Here is a 20,200-nt window from a genome sequence, read left to right on the forward strand (position 1 = left end):
AACGCGGCCGTCTCGGCGTTCTGGGCGGCGGAGCGTACGTGTGCGAACAAGATCCGCGCTTTGTATTGTGCGCCGCCTTTGACGGCTGATGACGGCTCGCACGGTGCGAACATGTACGGCTACAAGGGTGAGGACCTCAACAAGGCGCAGGATCTGCCGTGGGGTTCGCAGCTGGAGGAGACCCACCGGGCGTGGGAGGTGGGTTACTGGATCAAGTCGTTCGTGTGGGACGGCCTGATCGTGGACGGGATCTGGGGCACGATCCGCGGGCTGGGCACGCTGGTGGGTGTGGACGGTGCGGACGCGGCAGGTCAGGCGTGGCTGGGGCTTGCGAAGCTGGCGACGGGTCTTGCGATCACTGTCACGCCGGGTGTGGGTACGGCGTTCTGGATGGCGGACGAGAAGGATCTGCCGGGCTGGCTGCGGGATTCGCGCACCGCGGTGAAGGAGACCGGCAAGGCGCTGGTGGCGTGGGACGAGTGGGGCAAGAACCCGGCGCGTGCGGCGGGCGCGGTCACGTTCAATGTCCTGACCACCGTGTTCACCGGCGGTGCGGGTACGGCGGCGAAGACCGGTGCGGTGGCCAAGGTGCTGTCGGTGGCGGGCAAGACGGGCAAGCTGATCGACCCGATCACCTACATCGGCAAGGCCGGCTCGCTGGCGAAGCTGAAGATCGGTGACCTGTTCGCGAACCTGGGCAAGGTCGACGGGGCGTTCCCGAAGCTGGACGATGTGGTGTGGAAGGACCTTCCCAAGGCGGATGCGCCGGGGGTGAAGTTCCCGCACCCGGACGACACGGTCCGTCTTCCCGACGACGCGCTGGGCCGTCCGCAGTACTACGACAAGACGACCAACCAGCTCCTGGACCACAAGGGCCTGCCGAAGCAGGACCTGACCTCGGTGCCCAAGGGATCCGACCACCCCCTGGCCGAGGTCCCCAAGCGCGAGGAAGTCCCCGTCGGCGTCGGCGCCCGCCCCACGGACGTCACCTCCCACACCCCGGGCGGAGTCACCTCCCACACGCCGGGCGGGGTCACCACCCACACCCCGGGCGGCATCGCGGACAACACCCCGGGCGGGGTCACCACCCACACCCCCGGCGGCATCGCGGACAACAACCCGCACAACAGCCACACCGAACCCGGCGGCAACGGCGGCACGACGCGCACCGACACCCCGACCACGGGCGGCCGTGGCGGCGACGGCGGCATCCCGCACCAGGGCACCGGCGGCGCGATCCCCGACAACCTGGGCAGCGGCAGCGGCATCCCCGACAACCTGGGCCGCGAGCCGGGCCACGGCAGCGGCACCGGCAGCCACGGCGGCGACGGCACCGGCGGCGACGGCCCGACGACGCCCGGCCACGGCGAGCGCCCGCCGCTCCCGCCGCACCGCGACAACCCGCACGACTACACGACCGCCGAGCGCAAGCAGATCATGGAGTACCAGGTCCACCGGGCGAACGACCCGACGGACGGGTACCGCCAGCAGTACTACAACAAGCTCGGTCACCGGCTCAGGGTGGTCCCCGACCACACCGGGCTCGTCCCACCGCAGCTGGTCGAGGTCTCGCCGGGCAAGTGGGTCCCGAAGTCGGAGCTGCCGCCGCCGGTCCCGCCGAACTACCTGGACGACGCCAAGACGGTCACGCACGACCACCCCACGGTCACCAAGGAGATGACCGAGAATCTCGACAAGGCGGCCAAGGAACGCTGGGACGCCATGCAGGCGGACAAGAAGCCGCACACGGCCTACGCGGAAGCCAAGGCGGCGCACAAGGCGGCGCCCACCGACGAGACCCTGGCGGCGATGGAAAAGGCCAGGGCCGACCACAAGCCCTTCCACGAGGCCCTGTCGAAGAAGAGCGAGGCGTTCGGCGAGACCATCGCCCGCGAGCACGCGATACCGAAGGAGTTCCCGGGCGCCAAGGAGGAGAAGGTCTACGGCCCGGCCAACGGCAACGACCAGTTCGACCAGGTCTACAAGCACGGCGACCGGTACGTGGTGGTCGAGGCCAAGGGCAACGTCAACACCGAGCTCGGCGAGCGGCGCATCGGCGCCGACCGGGTGTCCCAAGGCACGCGTGCGTACTTCAAGGACATCCTCAAGCAGATGGAGAAGCGCGCCAAGACGGACCCGCGGGAGCAGGCGCTCTTCGACAAGCTCGATGCCGCCTTCGAGGCCGGCAAGATCGATTACGTGGTGGTCAAGGGCGCCGACAACACCGGAACGTACACCGGCCATACGATCCAACGGTTCGATATCAGCAAGTGACAGGGGAAGACATGACGGTCATCGTGGAAAGCCACACCGGCCCCGAACCTGAGAGCGCGGACTGGGTCAGGAGCCAGGACGAGCGGTTGATCGCGAGGATCGAGCAGCTCTCCGTGCGGCCGGACACGCTCGACCGGGCCTGGGACAGCGTGGACCTGCACGTGCAGTCCCGGACCCTGGTCGATCCGACGGCCGCCGAGCTGATGACCTGGGAGACGGTGGTCGACGCCGCGCAGCTGGGGTCGGCGCTCTTCCGTACGGCGGGAATGACCGAGGGCACGACGCAGTGCCGCATCCACCACGCGATGCGCACCCTGCCGGCGACGGGGCCGAACCACGACGCGCGCGCCTCGGCGTGGCTCCAGGCGTTCTGGTACGCGATCATCACGCGCGACCAGCCGCGCATGACGGAGCTGTGCGAGCTGCCGATCGACGTCCTGCGGGCCTCGGGCGCGGACCACGACGACTTCCTCTACCACTGGGTCGCCACCCTCCAGGCGTACTGGCTCAAGCGCCCGGAGCTGGTGGAGGAGCTGACGGCCACGTTCGACCGCTCCCACCCCGACGTCGCCGTCATCGCGGGCCGCGAGTACGTCCAGCACATCGCGTACCCCCCGATCAACCTCTTCTACAAGTTCCTCCGCAAGGACGAAGAGGGCTTCCAGCAGGCGCTGGTCGAGGCCCTGGAACTCCACAAGCAGTACTGGACGGCCACGCCCGAGCGGGCCGAGGACATCGAGGGCCGGGTGCCGATCGCGGTCCTCGCCATCGCCTGCCTCGCCTACGACGGCGGAATCCCCGTCAACGTCGAGTCCTCCTATCTGCCCGAGCACCTGCTGAAGCGTTCTTGGCTCGGCGAGTTCGAGGTCTGATTCCACGGGCGGCATCCCTGGGCCCGAGCACCTGCTCAAGCGCTCCCGGACCGGGCGCGCCGGTCCGGGGCCGTCGTAGGCGCCTCGTACGCTGCATCCGTACGCGACGCACAGGAGGCGGCCGAGATGACCGGTACGACGACGACGGCCGAGGTCATGGCCGAGCTGGCCGCGCTGGAGGACCCGAAGATCCGCGCCGTGAACGAGCGGCACGGCGACGACCACGGCGTGAACCTCACCAAGCTCCGCGCCGTCGCCAAACGCCTCAAGACGCAGCATGACCTCGCCCGCGACCTCTGGGCGACGGACGACACCGCCGCGAGGCTCCTCGCACTCCTGATCTCCCGCCCGAAGGCGTACGACCGGGACGAGCTGGACGCCATGCTGCGCGGGGCGCGCACGCCCAAGGTGCAGGACTGGCTCGTCGGCTACGTCGTCAAGAAGAGCCCGCACGCCGAGGACCTGCGGACGGCCTGGTTCGCGGATCCCGACCCGGTGGTCGCGAGTGCCGGCTGGGCCCTGACCACCGGCCGGGTGGCGAAGCAGCCCGAGGGACTCGACCTGGCCGGGCTCCTCGACACCATCGAGGCGGAGATGAAGGACGCCCCGGACCGCCTCCAGTGGGCGATGAACCACTGCCTGGCCCAGATCGGCATCGAGCACCCCGAACACCGCGCCCGCGCGATCGCCATCGGGGAACGCCTGGAGGTGCTGAAGGACTACCCGACTTCCCCGGGCTGCACGTCCCCGTACGCGCCCACCTGGATCGCCGAAATGGTCCGCCGCTCAACCACCCGCTAGCCGCTTCCCCACAGTCGGCATCTCCGATTCGGTCAGCCACCGGCGTTTTCCGGTCCGACCTCTCCCGAACCGCATTTCGACTTTGTGTTCGCATCAGCCCGGCCGGTAGACAGGGCTCGCGACCATAGATCGATCTGCCGGGGGGCGGGAAAGCCGTGACGGATCACGTACCGATCAACCCGTGCACCATCCCGCAGTTCACGGGGGACCTGGACGCTCTGGAGCAGGACCGGACCGCCATCGCGGCCGCCGCGGGCACGTTCCGCGACGCGGGCGCGAACGTCGACTCCGAGTTCCAGGGCCTGTCGGCCTTCTACTCCGCGCCGGAAGCCGCACAGCTCTTCGCCACCACCAACCCCGTGAGGACGCACAGCGACTTCTTCGCGGACCAGCTGGAAACCGCGGCGAAAGCACTGGGCGAGTTCGCCGCCGAAGCCCGGCCGCTGGTGGCCCGCCTCAAGCAGCTCCAGGCAGAGGCAGCGGCCTTCACGAACAAGATCACAGGCGACGCGCACTGGAAGGACGACAAGAAGAAGGTCGACGAGAACAACGACCTGATCCACGACGTCAACGCGGCCGCCGAGGCCTTCTGGGCAGCCGAGCGGACCTGCGCCACCAAGATCCGCGCCCTGTACGGCGCGCCCCCGCTGACCGCCGACGACGGCTCGCACGGCGCCAACATGCACGGCTACAGGGCCGCCGACCTCAACAAGGTCCAGGACCTGCCGTGGGGCTCACAGCTGGGGCAGAGCCACCGCTGGTACGAGGTCGGCCACTGGGTGAAGTCGTTCGTCTGGGACGGCGTCATCATGGACGGCATCGTGGGCACCGTCCGAGGCCTGGGCACTCTCGTCGGCGTCGACGGCGCGGACGCCGCCGGACAGGCCTGGAAGGGCCTGGCGAAACTGGCGACCGGCCTGGCCCTGACCACATCCCCCGCCATGGGCGTCGTCTTCTGGAGCGCCGACGACAAGGCCATGCCGGCCTGGCTCCGCGACTCGCGCCACGCGATGAAGGAGACCGGCAAAGCCCTCGTCGCCTGGGACGAATGGGGCAAGAACCCGGCCCGCGCCGCCGGCGCCGTCACCTTCAACGTCCTCACCACCGTCTTCAGCGGCGGCGCCGGCACCGGAGCCAAGACCGGCGCCATCGCCAAGACCATCAGCGCGGCCGGCAAGGCCGGACGCCTCATCGACCCCATGACCTACGTCGGCCAGGCCGCGGGCAAAGCCGGCTCCCTCGCCTTCACCAAACTCAAGATCGGCGAACTCTTCGCCAACCTCGGCAAGACCGACGGAGCCTTCCCCAGGGTCGACGACGTCACGTGGAGAGACCTCCCCAAAGCCGACGCTGCCGGCGTCGCCTTCCCCCACCCCACCGAAACGGTCCGCCTCCTCGACGACGCCCTGGGCCGCCCCCAGTACTACGACAAGACCACCAACCAGCTCCTGGACCACAAGGGCCTGCCGAAGCAGGACCTCACCTCGGTCCCCAAGGGGGCAGACCACCCCCTCGCCGAGGCCCCCACCCGCCACGAAGCCACCGTCGGCGCCCCGACCACCCACGCGGCCGGGGGCGTTACCCACAGCCGGGGCGGCCTGCCGGAGCACACTCCTCACAACAGCCACACGGAACCGGGCGGTGGCGGAAGCACAGGCCACGGCAGCACGGACACCACCCCGACAGTCGGCCACCCCGGCCACACGGACACACCGTCCACGGGCGGCCACGGCGAAGGCGCCTCTACGGGTGGCAGTGGTCCAGGCGGAATGGATCACGGCGGTTCGAATGGCAACATTAGGCGGCCAACGGACAGCAGCGCAGACAACTGGCCACCCCACGAGGAACCTCGGCCTTTCGAGCGCGGGGGCGAGACGGAACGGCGGATCCGAAGGAACCTGACTCCTGGGGTTCCGAAGCCTGAAGACCTCGAGAGGGCGCTCGATAATTTGGCTGCCACCGCCGCAGGTCAAGAAATTGCTGACCTCATCGCGTCGGGAAAGTTCAATGGCATGACGAACTTCGAACAGGTCGTGGGCAGTTTGAGTCTCACGGACAGAATGGCCGGCGGCGTCGAACAGCTCCGGCTTGCGAACCGACTCTACGACAGCGGCATCAGAGACATCAGCTTCGAGATCAAGGGCGGCGTCGAGATCAAGCCGGGGGTGGTGACCGGACCGGATACCGACATGGACGTCATGGCTCGTGGCGCCGATGGGAAGATATACGGGTATCAGTTCAAGGAGGTCGCGAACCCCAAGAAGGTCATCGACAAAATGTGGAAGGCCAACGATCAGCTCTTCAACTGTGGTGCTGACGTCAAGGTCTTCGTTGTCGATACCAAGGGAAGTGTGGCGGACATGATGGCGTCCGGTATCGAGAGCAAACTCGCCAGAATACACGCCAAATATGGTTTCATCATCGTACTTCGTGTCGAGGATGGGACGTTCATGCACCCGCCCGGCGCTCGTTTCATGCCAGGAGGACGGCCTTGATTGCCAGCACACCCGTCGCACGGTGGTCGTGGGGAGAGTTCGGCCACGACACCGACCTCGTCCGCGAGGCCGTCCGCCGGTTCTTCGCGGCGCTGGGAGTCCTTACACGACACCGCCTCGGCACCCCGCACGACGGGCACGTGGCCGTAACGGTGCCCGAGGTGGGCGGACGCAGCCAGTTGCTCCGCGCGAGCTTCCCCATCCACACGCTGATCGCGGAAGTCGAAGAAGGGTCGCAGCTCGCCGAGACACTGGCAGAGCAGATCAAGATGAGCATTGCCCCCGGTGAGATCGCGGGGGTGCAACTGTACGCCTCGTGCGACGGCATGGTGGATGAAGAGAGCGGCGCTGAGGCGGTGGAAGGTCTCTTCACTTTGACTGCCCACGTATCCGAGGAGTACTTCAACGTCGGTCTGACGACCTTCTCTGACGCTTGGATGCCGTTCGATCTACGGAGCCGCCTACAGGAAGCCGTTTTCGCAGCGAACCGGCCCCGCCTGGCCTCCGCCCTCGCAGAGATCGCCGAGGCGCTCGACCTGGAGACCGACCCCGAGGACCCCACCTGGTTCGGCATTCCGACGGAATCGGGGGTCGAGAACTACTACGAGGACGACGGCTCCCCACGCGACGTGTGGGGAAGCTTCGAGATCCCCTACCGGAACCGAATCTTCACCCAGACCCCGGAGTTCAAAGCCGGGTACGCGCGACGAGTATCCGGACCTGTGAGGTACCTCCCGGTCATGGGACCCCAGGAGGTTTTGGGGTACCTGTGGGCCTCCGATGCTGAGGGCGCGGCCAGTTTCGCGCCGCGCTACGCGGCTGACATGGACGCCTACCGCGCCGGGCTGGTGTGGCTGGAGCGGCTACAGGCGGCGTACGACCGGGGTCTGTCTCCCACGGCGGCGCTCGTCGAAATGGGCAGAACTCCCAGTGACCCTGTAGCTGGACGGCCCGAGGCGAAGGCGGCGGTCGATGTCGACGAGTTCGGGAAGCTAGCGCTACTGGCTCTGGAATAGGCGCACGCGAATCGCGTGCTGGAGGGAACGCCACTGTGCCACCGCCCGGGCCTCCCACGTTGAATTGTCGAGAATTTCGGGAGCAGCCCATCACCATCGTCAGGATGCTCGCCAATGCGGAATACACGCTGAGGCTCACACCCGCTCCCGAGTAGACGACTCGACCTCATGGCTCCTGCTGCTCCGAACGCCCGCCGGGACGCCTACGGGGCCGGGCTGGTCTGACTGGTGTGGCTGGACCTGTTGCAGTCAGCGAACGACCGGGGTCTGTCCCCCGTGCGGCGCTCGCCGAGCTGGGCGGGAGTCCCGGTGACCCCGTGGCGGGACGGCCCGAGGCGGGCGTGGCCGTCGAGCTCGACGAGTTCGGGAAGCTGGCGCTGCCGGCGGGAAGAGGCGTGGTCGCCGGCCCGGACGCGTCCGCCGGGAGCTCCGGGCTGCGCCTCCACCGCCGGGGCCGAGCCGTGCACCCGGCGGAGTACTTTTGGTGCCGTCGGGCGGTCAGTCCACATCGGAGGTAATACCTTGCTCGCCAGTCCGTCAGCCGCCCGATGGAACGATGCCGTCCGAAGGGGTCATGCGGCCCGGTACGCCCGCCGGTCCGGGGCGTCGCGGTGAGCGGGCGCGACTACGGGTTCCTCGTCGCCGCCAAACCCGATCCCGCCGCCCTCGGCCCGGTGCTCGACGCCGTCTTCGCCGTCGGCGAGGGCGCCGTCGAGGTCGGGCTCGAGGGGACGGTCGACGGCTGGCGGTGGGACACCCCGGTGCAGTGCGGGATCACGTGGTTCGAGCCCGGGGACATCTCCTGCCAGCTCCTCCTCTACGCCGGCCCGGCCGTCCCGGACCCGCCGTCCGACGAGGCCGTCGGGCGGGCCCTTGCCCGGGGGCTGGGGACGGCGGTGCTGACGGACCACCCGGGCACGCCGTGGCTCTACCGCGTGTTCACCCCCGGCGGGTCCACCTGGGCCGCCATAGAGGACGGGGACGGGATCGACGGCCCCGTCCTCCGCGTCACCGTCACCCAAGCCCGCGTCGAGGCCTTCCCCGACGCCGCCGTACGCGGACTGCCCGAGGCCGTACGCACCATGCCCTTCGCACCCCCGGGCACCGACCCCCGCCTGTGGCGCTGGACCGACCTGATCGGCCGCATGGAGGCCGGGTGGGCGCCGCTGCGCTGGTACGGGGCCGACATGTACGCGGAGGACCTCGACGCCCGGGACGCGCTGCGCGACCTGGAGGGCGATCCCCGCCTCGAAGCCCTCGACGCCCGCTTCCGGGCCCTGACCGTGGACGACGGCGGCGGGGAGACCGGCGCCGACCCGGCGACCGCGCCCTGGTACCGGCTCCGGCGGCCCGCCGTACTGCCCTGGCGGGTGCTGCTGCCCGCCGACCCGGAGGGCGCCCGCTGGCTGTGGAAGTGGGTCGAGGACGGCGCCGAGGGCAGGCCCGGCGGGACGGACATGAGCAACCTCGACCTCAGCGGCGCGGACCTGGCCGGGGCCGACTTCTCCTCGTCCCTGTTCTGCGACACCCGGCTGGTCGGCGCCCGCCTCACCGGCGTCGACTTCTACCGCACCTACCTCCTCGGCGCCGACCTCAGCGGGGCGGACGCCACCGGCGCCTGTCTCGTACGGGCCGAACTGGACGGGGCCGTGCTGCGCGGCACCGTCCTCGACGGGGCCGACCTCGTCCGGGCCGAGCTGTACGGGGCGGACGCGCGCGGCGCGAGCCTGCGCGGCGCGCGCATCCTGGGGGCGGGCCTCCACAGCACCGACCTGCGCGGCGCCGACCTCAGCGGCGCGGTGCTCCAGGAGAACGGCTTCAAGGTGGTGCTGGACGACGGCACCCTCGTGGCGGGCCTGACCGGCACCGTCTTCGGCCCGGCGGAACACGTCGCGCCGGACGGCACCCGCACCGCCCTCGCCGGGGCGGCCCTGGAGGACTGGCTCGGCGCGCGCGGAGGAACCGTACGCGTCGTCCCACCCCGCCGACCCCAGCCCTGACCTTCAGACTCCGGGGAAGCGCAGGAGGCCCGAAGCCGCGTCCACGGTGATCGGCTCGGGGGTGATGTCCTCGTAGAAGCGCAGGGTGCCGAGTGGGGCGTCCGGGGTGGCGAGGTGCGGTGTCAGGGCCGTGAGGAAGGCTTCCGCGTCCGGGAGGCACTCGGCGTGGACCTCCTGGCGGGCCGTGAGGGTCCAGCCGTGCGGGGTCCGGGTGAGGCCGGCGGAGCAGGTGCCGCCCACGCGGTACGCCGGGCCGCGCTCCGCCAGCACCCTGAAGGGCGGGGGCAGGTACTCGTCCTCGTCGTCGTACGCGTCGTCCTCGGGGTGCGTCGCCATGTGGTCACGGATCAGCGCGAGCACCGGCTCCGGGGTGGAGGCGTCCAGGTCCAGCGCGAGTTCGAGGGCGTACAGGTCGGCCATGCGGCCGATGCTACGGAACGACCTGCGGGTGGCGGCGTGCGGTCGTGCGCGCCCCGAGCGCGGCACGGCAGCCGCCACCCCACGACCCGCACTCGTCAAGGCACAGGGCCCTTGGCGTCCCCTCGCGACGAATCGCTCACCACCAGGGTGATCAACGGGTGACGAACCGTCAACACCTCGTTAGAGGTACACGCTCGGTTCCCGCATCAGCCCACAATTTTTCGGAGCCCCTTCGGCGGCCTCCACCGCCGCCCGGTCGATCTCGCACCAGATGCGTTTGCCCGCGCCCTCGCGCTGCCAGCCCCACCGGTCCGCGAGGCCGTCCACCAGCTCCAGGCCGCGCCCGCCGGTGTCCTCCCCGCAGGCCTGCCGCCGGGCCGGGGCGCGGTCGCTGGCGTCGGCCACCTCGACCCGCACCCCCGGCCCCCCGAACAGCATCCGGAGCACGGCCGGGCAGCCCGTGTGCACGACCGCGTTCGTGACCAGCTCGGAGATCAGCAGGATCAGCGTCTCGGCGAGCGGCTCGTCGTCCCCTATTCCGGACCCCGCCAGCCGGGACCGCGCCCACCGGCGCGCCCGGCCGACCTCGGCGGGGTCCGGTCCTACCTCCAGCTGCACCTGAAGCACCTGCACCGCTCACACCATCCGAACCGGCGGACACTTCGCCTCGCGACAGGATGGGATCACCGACCGTGACCCCCTTGCCCAGCAGCATGGTTGACGTACAGTCACCACAACAAGCGCTTCGGGCATATTCCAGCGCGAAGGAGTAGGCGTGGTGCATACTGTGCGACGCTCCCGCCGCTCAACCGCTCGCATCGTCGGAGCGTACCGTGGCACGCCCCCGCCTCCGGGCCGCATCGAGCTGGGCGAAGGACACAAACCGATATCAACTCTCTGTAATCGGACATGCGTCCCGCACCGTCCTTCCCGTGCCCCTCCCGCGCCCTTCCGTACCCCTCCCGCGCCGTCCCGTAACGCACTGCCACGGTCCCGGCCCGCTCACCCCGCCGCATCCGCCGACACCGCCTCCTCCGACACCGCCTCCGCCTCCGCCTCCGCCAGCAGCGCCTCCGCCAGCAGTTCCTCCGCCCGCTCCGCCGTGCGCCACTGCTCCGCCCGCACCCAGGCCCGCTTCAGGTGCAGGTGCACGTCCGCCTCCCAGGTGAAGCCCATCCCGCCGTGCACCTGGAGGCAGTCCCGCGCGCCCCGCACCGCCGCCGCGTCCGCGAGCAGCTTGGCGGCGGCGGCTTCGGCGGGGTCCCCCGTCACCGCCGCCGCGTAGACCGCCGTACGGGCCACCTCGGCCCGCACCAGCATCCGCGAGCACAGGTGCTTGACGGCCTGGAAGCCCCCGATGGGCTGCCCGAACTGCTCGCGCTGCCCCGCGTACCGCACCGCCAGCTCCACCGTCCGCAGCGCGCTCCCGACCTGGAGCGCCGCCGTCAGCAGCGCCCCCGTGTCGCGGAATGCGCCGGGCAGCACCCCGTCGGCCCGCCACAGCGGGGTCAGCGGGTCCGCCGAGCGCACCGGCACCCCGGCCGGCACCTCCGGCATCCCCAGCACGGCGTCGGCCTCCCCCAGGTGCGCCACCAGCGGCCCGTCCAGGTCGAACGCGGTCACCACCGCCTCCCCCGACGCCGCCCCCGGGACCACTCCGGCGGCCAGGTGGGTGGCGACCAGCGGCCCCGGCAGCAGCGCCCGCCCCGCCTCCTCGAAGACCAGCACCGCCTCCGGCAGGCCGAGCCCCACCCCGCCCTCGGACGCCGGCAGCCGCAGCGAGAAGAAGCCCGCCCCGCCCAGCTCCCGCCAGAGCTCCCGGTCCACCGCCACGCCCCGGTCCACGGCCGACCGCAGTGCCTCGCGCCCGTACCGTCCGGCGAGGAGGTCCCGGATGCCCGTCCGCACGTCCCGCTGGTCCTGCGTCAGCCGGAAGTCCAAGGCCGCTCACCGCCCCTTCGGGAGGCCGAGGATCCGCTCGGCCACGATGTTGTGCTGGATCTCGGTGGTGCCCGCCGCGATGGTGTACGAGAGCGAGGACAGCCGCTCCGCCGTCCACTCCGCCTCCAGGGACAGGGATTCCGCTCCCAGGACCGCCGCGGCCGCCTCGTACAGCTCCTGCCGCGCGTGCGAGTACGCCAGCTTGAAGACGCTGCCGCCCGCGCCCGGGACGCCGCCCGAGCGCTGTGACTCGCTGACGTTCCACTGCGTCAGCCTCCACAGGGCCCCGAATTCCCCGTGGAGCCGTCCGAGGGTGCGGCGTACGACGGGATCGTCCCAGCGCCCGTTCTCCTTCGCGGCCCGGGCCAGCCGGGACAGGGTGCGCCGGCAGGCGACGACCTCGCCCACGAAGGCGGTTCCGCGCTCGAAGGACAGGGTCACCATCGTGACCCGCCAGCCGTCGTTCTCGGCGCCGACCCGGTTCTCCACCGGCACCCGGACCTCGTCCAGGAACACCTCCGCGAACTCCGCCGACCCGGCGAGGGTGCGCAGCGGCCGCACCGTGACGCCGGGCGCGTCCATCGGCATCGCCAGCCAGGAGATCCCCCGGTGGCGGGGCGCCGCCGGGTCGGTGCGCACCAGCAGCTCGCACCAGTCGGCGATCTCGGCGTGCGAGGTCCAGATCTTGGAGCCGGTCACGACGTACGCGTCCCCGTCGCGCACGGCCCGCGTGCGCAGCGAGGCCAGGTCGGATCCGGCGCCGGGCTCGCTGAAGCCCTGGCACCACACCTCGTCCCCGCGCAGTACCGGCGGCAGCCAGCGCGCCCGCTGCCCGGGGGTGCCCTCGGCGGCGATGGTCGGGCCCGCGTGCAGCAGGCCGACGAAGTTCGCGCCGACGTACGGGGCCCCCGCGTGCTCGGTCTCCTCCAGGAAGATCAGGTGCTGGGTCGGGGTGGCGCCGCGCCCGCCAGCGTCGACGGGCCAGTGCAGGCCCGCGTACCCGGCGTCGTACAGCCTGCGCTGCCAGCCCAGGTCGTACGCGCGCCGGCCGGGCCAGTCGTCGGGGGAGGGCCTGGCGGGCAGCTCGGGGAGCACCTTGGCGAGCCAGGCGCGCAGCCGGGCCCGGAACTCCTGCTCCTCCTCGGTGTGGGCGAGGTCCATCAGCGGTCCTGGTCCAGGGACAGGCCGAGCATGCGGATGGCGTTGCCGCGCATCAGCTTGTAGACGGTCTCCTCGTCGAGGCCCTTGACGTGGTCGAGGGCGACCTCCTTGGTGTGCGGGAAGGTCGAGTCGACGTGCGGGTAGTCGGTCTCGAAGGTGGCGTTGTCGCGGCCGACGACGTCGAGTGAGGCGATGCCGTGCTTGTCGCGGAAGAAGCAGCAGTAGATCTGCCGGTAGTAGTACGTGGACGGCGGCTCGGGGATGAGGTCGCGCACGCCGCCCCAGGCGCGGTGCTCCTGCCAGACGTCGTCCGCGCGCTCCAGCGCGTACGGGATCCAGCCCATCTGGCCCTCGCTGTAGGCCAGCTTCAGCGCCGGGAACCTCACCAGTACGCCGCTGAAGAGGAAGTCCATCATCGAGGCCATGGCGTTGTTGAAGCTCAGCGCGGCCTGCACGGCGGGCGGGGCGTCGGGGGAGGCGGCGGGCATCTGGGACGAGGACCCGATGTGCATGTTCACGACCGTGCCGGTCTCCTGGCAGACGGCGAAGAAGGGGTCCCAGTACCCGGAGTGGATGGACGGCAGCCCCAGGTGGGTGGGGATCTCGGAGAAGGTGACGGCCCTGACCCCGCGGGCGGCGTTGCGGCGGACCTCGGCGACGGCGAGCCCGATGTCCCAGAGCGGGATGATGCACAGCGGGATCAGCCGGCCGCCGCTGTCCCCGCACCATTCCTCGACCATCCAGTCGTTGTACGCGCGGACGCAGGCGAGGGCCACTTCCTTGTCCTTGGCCTCGGCGAAGGTCTGCCCGCAGAAGCGCGGGAAGGTCGGGAAGCACAGGGAGGCCTCGACGTGGTTGAGGTCCATGTCGAGGAGCCGCGCCCCGGGGTCCCAGCAGCCGCGCCGCATCTCCTGGCGGGTGATGCCCTCCAGGGTCATGTCGTCGCGGTCGAAGCCGACGGCGGCGATGTTGCGCTTGTACGGGAACTTGAGGTCCTCGTAGATCCACCAGTCGGTCGGCGGGCCGTCGGGGTCCATGGAGATGACGTACTTGCCGCCGGTGTACTCCAGCTCGCCGATCCCGGCGGTGAGGGCTTTGGGCCCGCGGTCGCGGTACTTGGCGGGCAGCCACACGTCGAAGAGGTGGGCGGGCTCGATCACGTGGTCGTCGACGCTGATGATCCGAGGCAGTTCCAGGGCCATGCGCTCGCGCTCCTTCACCCAAATCTGATGCATCGTCAGAAACAAGCTAGCCCCGCCACCCCTGGACCGACAAGCGGCGGAGCCCTACGCTCTGCCCTTGATCTGACTCACCGTCAGCTCATGTGGGGTGGCGCGCCCAGGGGAGGTCCGGGATGACGACGGAAACGACCACGGAGACGGCCGGGGAGACGGCGGCGCAGGCGGCCGGGGAAACGGCGGCGGCGGAAGCCCAGGAAGCGACGGCAGCGACGGCAGCCGGGGAGGCCGCAGAAGCCGCGGACACCGGGGCCGCGACGGAAGCCGCGGACACTCCAAAGACCCCGAAAGCCCCGGAAGCCGCCCCGCCACCCGCCACCACCCCCGCCGACCGCCTGACGGCCGTCGCCATCGAGCTCAGCCGGTCCGCGACCCTGTGGGAGCTGATCGCCCGCCGGGCCGGCCTCACCCCCGCCGCCCCGGCCCTCGTCGAAGCCGCCGAGGACCCCGCCGCCGACCGCACGCTCACCTTCGGCGCCCTGCGCGAGCGCGCCGAACGCGTCGCCGCGGGCCTCTACGGCATGGGCGTGCGCCCCGGCACGGTCGTCGCCTGGCAGCTGCCGACCCGCATCGAGACCGTCCTGCTCTCGGCCGCCCTCGCCCGCCTCGGCGCCGTCCAGTCCCCCGTGATCCCCTTCTACCGCGACCGCGAGGTCGGCTTCGCGCTGCGCGAGTCCAAGGCGGAGTTCTTCGCCGTCCCCGGCTTCTGGCGCGGCTTCGACCACACCGCGATGGCCCACCGGCTCGGCGCGCGCGGGGTATTCGAGGCGTACGGCAGCCTCCCCGACGGCGACCCGGCCGTACTGCCCCCGCCGCCCGCCGACGGCACCACCGTGCGCTGGATCTACTGGACCTCCGGCACCACCTCCGACCCCAAGGGCGTCCTGCACACCGACCGCTCCCTGATCGCCGGCGGCTCCTGTCTCGCCCACGCCCTGCGCCCGACCGCGGCCGACGTCGGCTCGATGGCCTTCCCGTACGCGCACATAGCCGGGCCGGACTACACGGTGATGCTGCTGCTGTACGGGTTCCCGGCGGTCCTCTTCGAGAGGTTCGCGATGCCGGACGCACTGGACGGCTACCGCCGCCACGGGGTCACCATCGCCGGCGGCTCCACCGCCTTCTACTCCCTGTTCCTCACCGAACAGCGCAAGGACCCCGCCACCCCGCTCCTGCCCCGCCTGCGGCTGCTGGCGGGCGGCGGCGCCCCCAAGCCCCCCGAGATCTACCACGCCGTGGTGCGCGAACTGGGCTGCCGGCTCGCCCACGGCTACGGCATGACCGAGGTCCCGATGATCACCATGGGGTCCCCGGACGACACCCCGGAGAACCTCGCCACCACCGAGGGGCGCCCCCCGCAGGGCATGTCCATCCGCGTCACCGCCCCCGACGGCACCGTCCTGCCCGCCGGAACCGACGGTGAGGTCCGGCTGCGCGGCGAGGCGGTCTGCCAGGGCTACCTGAACCGGCCGGACACCGGCGAGGAGGTCTTCGACGCCGACGGCTACCTGATCACCGGCGACCTGGGCCACCTCACCCCTTCCGGCCATCTGGTCCTCACGGGACGCAGCAAGGACGTGATCATCCGCAAGGGGGAGAACATCTCCGCGAAGGAGATCGAGGACCTCCTCCACCAGCTCCCCGGCGTCGGTGACGTCGCCGTCATCGGCCTGCCGGACGAGGAGCGCGGCGAACGCGTCTGCGCCGTCGTCGAGCAGCCGCACGGGGCCGCGCCGCTCACCCTGCCGCAGGTCACGGCGTACCTGCGCACGCAGGGACTCGCTCCGCACAAGCTCCCCGAGCAGCTGGAACTGGTCGACGCACTGCCCCGCAACGACGCCCTGCGCAAGGTGCTGAAGTACCGGCTGCGCGAGCGGTACGCCTGACCCGGCGCGGCTGCTGGCACCAAGGTGTCAGGCCCCTTGGTGCCGGTCCGGAAACCTTCCCCGGGGGTTCCCGGCCGAGCAGGATGGTGCTCACCGGAACGGCGGCGGGAACGAAACCCGAAGCCGGGGCCGCGAGGGGCAACACGCCTCCCCGGCCCGGACATCCGCCGTCCGGATCCACCAGAATCCGTCGTCAGCCAGGGGGCACCGCCATGTCGAAAACCACTCGGAGTACCGCCGCCGGCATCCGCGCGGAACGCACCATCGGGTGGGACTGATCGGCATGCTCCTCGTCCGGCTCCCCCTCGTCAGCCACACCGGGGCACCCGGTACGGACAGCGGGGCGAGCCTGCTCCAGGACGCGCTCTGGGCCCACGCCGGCCCGCAGCACGCCCTCGAGCACGTACGGGTGCGCCCCCTGCCGGAGGGGATGAGCGTGGCCCTCTTCGTCCGGGCCGAGGACGACGCCCAGGCCCGTGAGAAGGCCCGCGCCCTCCTCACCACCGTCCTCGGGACGGGTGCGGCCCGCCACTACTCACTGGGCCCGCTGATCCCGAACTGACCGGCCCCCACAGCTCTCACCGCCGCTCCGACCGCTGCTCCTGCAGGGCAGCTGTCACCCGCGGCGAACGGCCACCGCGCCCCGCCCTCCCCCGTCCCCGGGACTCCCGGTGACGGCGCGGCCCGGCCCGCTCCACTCCGCGGCACCGCCGCACACACACTTCCCCGGCCCTGACGCCTCGGGCCGCCATGTCCTCTTGGAGACACACCATGACCTCGCGCCGCTCCTCCCGCATGCTCACCACCGCCCTCACCACCTTCGTGGCCGCCCCGATGCTGGCCGTCGCCCTGCCCGCGGTGACGGCGCACGCCGAGTCCCAGACGGTCGCCTCGATCGCCCGCAACGAGGTCGGCGGCACGTGCGGCGACTACAACTGCCAGTACCCCACCGCCTGGTGCGCCGAGTTCACCAGATGGGTGTGGAACAAGGCCGGTGCGAACACCTCGGGCATCAGCGCCGCCGCGGTGAGCATCTACCAGTACGGCAAGAACAAGGGGACGCTGCACAGCACCCCGCAGGTCGGTGACGCGGTCCTCTACGACCGGGACGGCAACCTGAACGACGGTGAGGCCGACCACGTCAACATCGTCGTCGCGGTGTCCGGTGACGACATCCAGACGGTCGGCGGCAACGAGAGCGGCGGTGTCCGCTTCCGCAGCTGGTTCAACTGGAAGACCAACTCCAGCCCCGTGGGAGCCGGCCGGGCGCTGGCCTTCGTCGGCCCGTCGGGCCTGGCGGAGACCCCCACGGCCCCGGTGAGCAAGGCCGGCGACCTCTTCCACGCCACCCGCCTGGTCGACGGCACCTGGGAGGGCTTCGCACCGCTGAACGGCTTCGGCGGCGCGGCCTTCTTCAACGCCTCGCAGGAGTCCATCGCCGCGACCCCGGACGGCTCGACGCAGACCCTGGCCACCGGCAACGACGGCAAGCTCTACCACACGGCCCGATACGCCGACCGCTCCTGGACGGGCTGGCACCCGCTCGCCGGCTATGACGGCGCCGCCGACTTCGCGGCCAAGGACCAGGCGATCACGGGCATGGGCAACGGCGACGCCCACGTCATGGCCATCGGCAACGACAGCAAGATCTACCAGAACACCCGCTTCAAGAGCGGCAGCTGGGCCGGCTGGACCCCCGTCGGCACCTGGCAGGCCAAGAAGATCGCCACCACCGGCATGCCCGACGGCAGCACCCAGACCCTCATCACCGGCAACGACGGCAACCTCTACCACGCCATCCGCGCCACCGACGGCACCTGGACCGGCTGGAACGCCGTCGCCGGCCTCGGCACCGCCCCCACCTTCCAGGCCGGCCAGATCGCCCTCGCCGGCCTCCCCAACGGAGACACCCAGCTCCTCGCCACCGGCAACGACGGCCTCGTCTACCACAACATCCGCCTCGCCAACGGCACCTGGCAGGGCTGGGCCAAGGTCGACGGCTACGGCGGCGCCCCCGGCTTCGCCGCCACCAGCCTCGCCATCACCGCCATGCCCAACGGCGACACCCAGATGCTCGCCGTAGGCAACGACGGCAAGACCTACCACGCCGCCCGCTACGCCGCCGGCAACTGGCAGGGCTGGTGGGCCACCGGAATGGGCGCCCAGAAGGTCGCCATCACCGGCCTCTCCGACGGCAGCGCCCAGATGCTCGCCACCCGCAACTGAGCACACGGGCCGGCCCACCCCCACCGGTGGGCCGGCCCCCGCCGCGCCGCCCGCGCTCCCGCCCTTCCCGCCAGCAGCAGAGAGAGACCCTTCGCGATGTCCCGCAACGCCCGCCGCCCCCGCCTCTCCGTCATCACCGCCACCGCACTCGCGGCCATCGCCCTGTCGACGGCCGGAACCGGCTCCGCGCAGGCCGCCTCGGTCGCCACCTGGGACAAGGTCGCGCAGTGCGAGAGCACCAACAACTGGAGCATCAACACCGGCAACGGCTACTACGGCGGCCTCCAGATACTGAAGAGCACCTGGGACGCCTTCGGCGGACGGGCCTACGCGTCCTACCCCCACCAGGCCACCAAGCAGCAGCAGATCCTGATCGCGGAGAAGATCCTCGCCGGCCAGGGCGCCGGCGCCTGGGGCAGCTGCGGCTCGGCCGCGGGCCTGGCCTACGACCACGCCGACCCGTACCCGGGCGACACCGCCCCGCCGGCTCCGGTCAGCAAGGCCGGCGACGTGTACCACGCCAGCCGCATGGTCGACGGCAGCTGGACCTCGTTCCAGCCGCTGAACGGCTTCGGCGGCGCCGCCTTCTTCAACGCCTCGCAGGAATCGATCTCCGCGACCCCGGACGGCTCGACGCAGACCCTGGCCACCGGAAACGACGGGAACCTCTACCACACGGCCCGTTACACCAACGGCTCGTGGACCGCCTGGACGCCGCTGCCCGGCTACGGCGGCGCGGCGACCTTCGGCGCGAAGGACCAGGCCATGGCCGGTATGGGCAACGGTGACGCCCACCTCATGGCCATCGGCAACGACAGCAAGATCTACCAGAACACCCGCTTCAAGAGCGGCAGCTGGGCCGGCTGGACCCCCGTCGGCGCCTGGCAGGCCAAGAAGATCGCCACCACCGGCATGCCCGACGGCAGCACCCAGACCCTCATCACCGGCAACGACGGCAACCTCTACCACGCCATCCGCGCCACCGACGGCACCTGGACCGGCTGGAACGCCGTCGCCGGCCTCGGCACCGCCCCCACCTTCCAGGCCGGCCAGATCGCCCTCGCCGGCCTCCCCAACGGAGACACCCAGCTCCTCGCCACCGGCAACGACGGCCTCGTCTACCACAACATCCGCCTCGCCAACGGCACCTGGCAGGGCTGGGCCAAGGTCGACGGCTACGGCGGCGCCCCCGGCTTCGCCGCCACCAGCCTCGCCATCACCGCCATGCCCAACGGCGACACCCAGATGCTCGCCGTAGGCAACGACGGCAAGACCTACCACGCCGCCCGCTACGCCGCCGGCAACTGGCAGGGCTGGTGGGCCACCGGAATGGGCGCCCAGAAGGTCGCCATCACCGGCCTCTCCGACGGCAGCGCCCAGATGCTCGCCACCCGCAACTGATCCCCACCACCCCGTACGCGGCTCCGCTCCCACGGAGCCGCGTACGCGCGTTCCTACAGCCGGCTCAGGGACGCCGCGGCGAACAGCACGTCGCGGATCGCCTCACGGTCGCCGGTCTGGCCGACGGCGGCCTCCTCCGGGGAGATGTGCCCGGCGGTGAGCTGGCAGAACTCCAACCCGTCGAGCGCGACTTCCGCCACGGTGTGATCCCTCGAGGGCTTGGCCGCCGGAGAGTCCAGGGCGATGTCCCAGCCGCCCCCGCCCGCACCTTCGATCTCCAGGTGCAGGGTCCGCCCCGGAGCGCCCGCCGCGACGAGGCCGCGGGGGGGGGGGGGGGGGGCCGGGGGGGGGGGGGGGGGGAGGGGGGGGGGGGGGGGGAGGGGGGGGAGGGGGGGGGGGTGGGGGGGGGGTGGGGGGGGGGGGCGAGGGATGCCGAGGTAGCGTGGGAGGCCCTGGATGCGGAGGGTAG

At 71.4% G+C, this 20,200-nt stretch carries 16 protein-coding genes and 1 pseudogene; 10 read left to right on the plus strand and 7 right to left on the minus strand.

Features of this window, described 5'->3' with window-relative positions; translation table 11 throughout:
• The first annotated feature begins 111 nt into the window (after positions 1–111).
• The 5 genes from ACZ4WZ_RS21000 (at position 112) to ACZ4WZ_RS21020 (ending at position 7,458) form a co-directional block, all read left to right on the plus strand.
• Positions 112–2,274 carry a hypothetical protein gene (locus tag ACZ4WZ_RS21000; RefSeq protein ID WP_467892428.1) on the plus strand — a complete coding sequence of 721 codons (2,163 nt, stop codon included), beginning with the start codon at positions 112–114 and terminating at the stop codon, positions 2,272–2,274.
• A gap of 11 nt (positions 2,275–2,285) precedes the next feature.
• Positions 2,286–3,146 carry an immunity 49 family protein gene (locus tag ACZ4WZ_RS21005; protein ID WP_467892429.1) on the plus strand — a complete coding sequence of 287 codons (861 nt, stop codon included), beginning with the start codon at positions 2,286–2,288 and terminating at the stop codon, positions 3,144–3,146.
• Positions 3,147–3,272: 126 nt separating this feature from the next.
• Positions 3,273–3,947, plus strand: a complete 675-nt coding sequence (locus ACZ4WZ_RS21010) for a DNA alkylation repair protein (RefSeq protein WP_467892430.1) — start codon at positions 3,273–3,275, stop codon at positions 3,945–3,947.
• Between the two features lie 155 nt (positions 3,948–4,102).
• Positions 4,103–6,442 (plus strand): hypothetical protein, encoded by a 2,340-nt coding sequence (locus tag ACZ4WZ_RS21015; protein ID WP_467892431.1) that lies wholly within the window; start codon positions 4,103–4,105, stop codon positions 6,440–6,442.
• The gene (locus ACZ4WZ_RS21020; protein WP_467892432.1) at positions 6,439–7,458 is read left to right on the plus strand and encodes a hypothetical protein; all 1,020 of its coding nucleotides are present in this window, start codon (positions 6,439–6,441) and stop codon (positions 7,456–7,458) included. Before ACZ4WZ_RS21015 ends, ACZ4WZ_RS21020 begins: the two co-directional genes overlap by 4 nt.
• A gap of 203 nt (positions 7,459–7,661) precedes the next feature.
• Here the strand turns inward: ACZ4WZ_RS21020 and ACZ4WZ_RS21025 are convergent, their stop codons facing one another.
• On the minus strand, positions 7,662–7,967 hold the full coding sequence (locus ACZ4WZ_RS21025; RefSeq protein ID WP_467892434.1) for a hypothetical protein: 306 nt from the start codon (positions 7,965–7,967) through the stop codon (positions 7,662–7,664).
• Positions 7,968–8,069: 102 nt separating this feature from the next.
• Between ACZ4WZ_RS21025 and ACZ4WZ_RS21030 the strand changes: the two genes are divergently transcribed.
• Entirely contained in the window at positions 8,070–9,458 is a 1,389-nt protein-coding gene (locus tag ACZ4WZ_RS21030) for a pentapeptide repeat-containing protein (protein ID WP_467892435.1), read from the plus strand.
• A gap of 3 nt (positions 9,459–9,461) precedes the next feature.
• Here the strand turns inward: ACZ4WZ_RS21030 and ACZ4WZ_RS21035 are convergent, their stop codons facing one another.
• The 5 genes from ACZ4WZ_RS21035 to ACZ4WZ_RS21055 form a co-directional block, all read right to left on the minus strand.
• Entirely contained in the window at positions 9,462–9,878 is a 417-nt protein-coding gene (locus ACZ4WZ_RS21035) for a hypothetical protein (RefSeq protein WP_467892436.1), read from the minus strand.
• A 180-nt stretch (positions 9,879–10,058) separates the two neighbouring features.
• A complete protein-coding gene (locus ACZ4WZ_RS21040) occupies positions 10,059–10,511 on the minus strand; it encodes an ATP-binding protein (RefSeq protein WP_467892438.1) in 453 nt (150 codons plus the stop codon).
• 369 nt (positions 10,512–10,880) lie between these two features.
• Positions 10,881–11,819: an acyl-CoA dehydrogenase family protein gene (locus tag ACZ4WZ_RS21045; protein ID WP_467892439.1), complete on the minus strand. Its 939-nt coding sequence runs from the start codon at positions 11,817–11,819 to the stop codon at positions 10,881–10,883.
• 6 nt (positions 11,820–11,825) lie between these two features.
• The gene (locus ACZ4WZ_RS21050) at positions 11,826–12,980 is read right to left on the minus strand and encodes an acyl-CoA dehydrogenase (RefSeq protein WP_467892441.1); all 1,155 of its coding nucleotides are present in this window, start codon (positions 12,978–12,980) and stop codon (positions 11,826–11,828) included.
• Positions 12,980–14,182 (minus strand): amidohydrolase family protein, encoded by a 1,203-nt coding sequence (locus tag ACZ4WZ_RS21055; protein WP_467892618.1) that lies wholly within the window; start codon positions 14,180–14,182, stop codon positions 12,980–12,982. The genes ACZ4WZ_RS21050 and ACZ4WZ_RS21055 overlap by 1 nt, the downstream gene beginning before the upstream one ends.
• A 152-nt stretch (positions 14,183–14,334) precedes the next feature.
• On the opposite strand from ACZ4WZ_RS21055, the gene ACZ4WZ_RS21060 reads away from it, so the two are divergent.
• The 4 genes from ACZ4WZ_RS21060 (at position 14,335) to ACZ4WZ_RS21075 (ending at position 19,731) form a co-directional block, all read left to right on the plus strand.
• Positions 14,335–16,104 carry an AMP-binding protein gene (locus tag ACZ4WZ_RS21060; RefSeq protein ID WP_467892443.1) on the plus strand — a complete coding sequence of 590 codons (1,770 nt, stop codon included), beginning with the start codon at positions 14,335–14,337 and terminating at the stop codon, positions 16,102–16,104.
• Positions 16,105–16,372: 268 nt separating this feature from the next.
• On the plus strand, positions 16,373–16,666 hold the full coding sequence (locus tag ACZ4WZ_RS21065; protein WP_467892445.1) for a hypothetical protein: 294 nt from the start codon (positions 16,373–16,375) through the stop codon (positions 16,664–16,666).
• Positions 16,667–16,875: 209 nt separating this feature from the next.
• Positions 16,876–18,330 (plus strand): CHAP domain-containing protein, encoded by a 1,455-nt coding sequence (locus ACZ4WZ_RS21070; protein ID WP_467892446.1) that lies wholly within the window; start codon positions 16,876–16,878, stop codon positions 18,328–18,330.
• 96 nt (positions 18,331–18,426) lie between these two features.
• Positions 18,427–19,731, plus strand: coding sequence for a transglycosylase family protein (locus ACZ4WZ_RS21075; RefSeq protein WP_467892447.1), 1,305 nt, complete (start codon positions 18,427–18,429; stop codon positions 19,729–19,731).
• A gap of 53 nt (positions 19,732–19,784) precedes the next feature.
• On the opposite strand, the pseudogene ACZ4WZ_RS21080 reads toward ACZ4WZ_RS21075, so the two are convergent.
• A pseudogene (locus tag ACZ4WZ_RS21080) lies at positions 19,785–20,200 on the minus strand (hypothetical protein); the annotation flags it as partial.

It is taken from the genome of Streptomyces sp. NPDC029122, from assembly GCF_055569445.1.